Genomic DNA, 3664 nt, shown 5'->3' on the forward strand with positions numbered 1-3664 from the left:
GCACACGGCACGGGCACCAGGCTCGGCGACCCGATCGAGGCACAGGCCCTGATCGCGACCTACGGTCAGAACCGGCCGGAGGACCGGCCGCTGCTGCTCGGCTCGCTGAAGTCCAACATCGGGCACGCACAGGCCGCTTCGGGTGTCGCCGGTGTGATCAAGATGGTCATGGCGATGCGCCAGGGCGTGCTGCCGCGCACCCTGCACGTGGACGAGCCGACACCCCAGGTCGACTGGTCGGCGGGGACGGTCGAGCTCCTGACGGAGTCGGTGGCCTGGCCGGAGACCGGCGAGCCGCGCCGGGCCGGAGTCTCCTCGTTCGGCATCAGCGGCACCAACGCCCACGTCATCCTGGAGCAGGCCCCGGAGCAGACCCCCGAGCCGGCACCCGCCGCCCTCGCCCCCGTCCTGAGCGGGGACGTGCCCCTGGTGCTGTCCGCCAGGTCGGAGGAAGCACTGCGGGCCCAGGCCGAGCGGCTGCGGCAGCTCATCGACGGCACACAGGCACCCGAACCGGCCCTGCTCGGCCAGGCGTTGGCGACGACCCGGGCGCGCTTCACCCATCGTGCGGCGGTCGTGGCACAGGACGCGGACGGCTTCCGCTCCGGCCTTACGGCCCTCGCGGCGGGCAGCGCGGCCCCCAACCTCGTACACGGCGCCGCGGACGGACCCGTGCGCCCGGTGTTCGTGTTCCCCGGCCAAGGCGCGCAGTGGACGGGCATGGCCGCCGGGCTGCTGGAGTCCTCGCCGGTGTTCGCGGCGCGGATGGCGGAGTGCGCGGCGGCTCTGGAGCCCTTCACGGACTGGCGTCTGCTGGACGTCGTACGCGGCGAGGAGGGCGCCCTCGGCTACGACCGCGCCGACGTGGTCCAGCCGGTCCTGTGGGCGGTGATGATCTCCCTCGCCGAGCTGTGGCGGGCCTGCGGCGTGGCGCCCGCGGCGGTCATCGGCCATTCCCAGGGCGAGATCGCGGCGGCCTGCGTCGCCGGTGGCCTGTCGCTGGAGGACGGCGCACGGCTGGTGGCCCTGCGCGGCCGGGCGCTGCTCCGACTCTTCGGCAAGGGCGGCATGGTGTTCGTGTCGCTGCCCCTGGACGAGGTGCGTGAACGCCTGACCGCCTGGGACGGCCGTATCTCCGTGGCCGCCGTCAACGGCCCCTCCTCGGTGGTCGTCTCCGGCGAGTCGGACGCACTGGCCGAACTGGTCGACGCCTGCAGGGCCGCCGGCGTGCGCGTCAAGCGCGTCGCGGTGGACTACGCCTCGCACTCAGCGCAGGTGGAGTCCATCGCGGACGAGGTGGCCGCCGCGCTGAAGGGCGTCTCCCCGCGTTCGAGCACGGTGCCGCTCTTCTCCACGGTGACGGGCGGCCTGCTGGACACGGCCGAGCTCGACGACGGCTACTGGTACCGCAACCTGCGATCCACCGTCCAGTTCACATCGGCCGCGTACGCGGCACTCGACGCCGGACACACGGTCTTCGTCGAGGTGAGCCCGCACCCGGTGCTCACCCTCGGGCTGCAGGAGACCTTCGAGGAGGCCGGCCAGGACGACGCGGTCGCCCTGGGCACCCTGCGCCGTGACGAGGACGAGGCACGCCGCTTCATGATCTCGGCTGCCGAAGCCCACGTCCACGGCGTGGAGTTGGACTGGCAGGCGGTGTTCGCGGGGCAACAGGCCACCCACGTCGACCTGCCCACCTACCCCTTCCAGCGCCGGCGCTACTGGCTCGCCCCGGCCGGCGGAGCGAGCATCGACGTCTCCTCGGCGGGCATGCGCCCGGCAGGCCACGCCCTGCTGTCCGGGGCGATGACCCTGGCGGACACCGACGGAGTGGTACTGACCGGACAGCTGTCTGCCGACACGCACCCCTGGCTCACCGACCACACCGTGTTCGACTCGGTCCTGCTGCCCGGCACGGCGTTCGTCGACCTCGCGCTGCACGCCGCCGACCAGATCGGCTGCGACCTGCTCGAAGAGCTCACCATCGAGGCGCCGTTGGTCTTGCCGGAGGCCGGCGCCGTCGCGATCCAGGTGACCGCCACGCTTCCGGACCCCTCGGGCCGCAGCACGGTGCACCTCTACTCCGCCCCCGCCGACGCACAGGCCGACGGCTGGACCCGCCATGCCACCGGGACGGTGACCCGGCAGAACCTGTCCACCGCCCCGCCCACCGCGGAGACCCTCGCCCAGTGGCCGCCGGCCGGGGCCAAGGCCATCGCGGTCGACACCCACTACGAGACCCTCGCCCAGACCGGCTACGCCTACGGCCCGCTCTTCCAGGGACTGCGGTCGGCGTGGCGGCACGGCGAGGACCTCTACGCCGAGGTCGCACTGCCCGCCGGCACCGACGTCGACGGGTTCGGCGTGCACCCAGCCTTGCTGGACGCCGCGCTGCACACGATCGGCCTTGGCGCGCAGGGCCCGACCGAGGACGGAGAGGGCGCCGTCGAGCTGCCGTTCGCGTGGTCCGGCGTCTCCCTGCACGCGGTCGGCGCCCGCGCCCTGCGCGTCCGGCTCCGCCGCCACGGCGCAGAGGTGTCCCTGCTGCTGGCTGATGGCACGGGTGCGCATGTGGCGTCGGTGGAGTCGTTGGCGTTGCGTCCGGTGACTGCTGAGCAGTTGCGGGGTGCTGGTGGTGGTGATGTGGCTCGGGATGCGTTGTTCCGGGTGGAGTGGTCGGCGGTGGCTGTGCCTGCGGTTGAGGGCGAGCCCGAGGCGCGTATCGAGTATCTGGGTGCGGGTGTCTCGGACGGTGTGGTTGCGCGGGCGCATGAAGTGACTGTGCGGGCGCTGGAGTTGGTGCAGGGCTGGCTGGCGGATGAGTCGGCTGGTCGGTCGCGGTTGGTGGTCGTGACCCGTGGTGCGGTGGCTTGCGGTGAGGCCGAGGTGCCGGATCCGGTGCAGGCGGCGGTGTGGGGTTTGTTGCGTTCGGCGCAGTCGGAGAACCCGGACCGGTTTGTCCTTGTCGACCTGGATGGAGATGAGGCGTCGCAGGCGGTGCTGTCTGCTGTGGTGGCTTCAGGTGAGCCGCAGGTGGCGATCCGTGGCGGTGAGGCATTCGTGCCGCGCTTGGTGCGGGCGGTTGTCGCCGGCGAGCGGCCGGTGGGTGACCTGGATGCTCAGGGCACGGTCCTGGTGACGGGTGCCAGTGGTGTTCTGGGTGGTCTGGTGGCCCGGCATCTGGTGGAGGAGCGGGGTGTACGCCACCTGCTGCTGGTCTCGCGACGTGGTGAACAGGCGCCGGGGGCGGCGGAGTTGGTTGCCGAGCTCACGGGTCTGGGTGCTGGGGTGCGGGTGGCCGCGTGTGACGTGGCCGACCGTGAGGCACTTGCGGCGGTCCTGGCGGACGTACCCGCCGAGCATCCGCTGGTGGGTGTCGTGCACACCGCGGGTGTGCTGGATGACGGTGTGCTGTCGTCCCTCACTCCTGAGCGGCTGGAGGTGGTGTTGCGTCCGAAGGTGGACGCGGCGTGGCATCTGCACGAGCTGACGCGTGGCCTGGATCTGTCGCTGTTCGTGTTGTTCTCGTCGGCGGCTGGTGTGTTCGGTGGTGCGGGTCAGGCGAATTATGCGGCGGCGAATGCGTTCTTGGACGCGTTGGCTGGGGTGCGGTGTGGTGAGGGTTTGGTGGGTCAGTCGCTGGCGTGGGGGTTGTGGGCGCAGG

At 72.0% G+C, this 3664-nt stretch carries 1 protein-coding gene; it reads left to right on the top strand.

What is annotated here, in order from left to right; all coding sequences use genetic code 11:
• A partial coding sequence (locus IE255_RS38765) for a type I polyketide synthase (RefSeq protein WP_190055137.1) occupies positions 1–3664 on the top strand: 3664 nt, incomplete at both ends.

The organism is Streptomyces lomondensis (genome assembly GCF_014651035.1).
Classification (GTDB): domain Bacteria; phylum Actinomycetota; class Actinomycetes; order Streptomycetales; family Streptomycetaceae; genus Streptomyces; species Streptomyces lomondensis.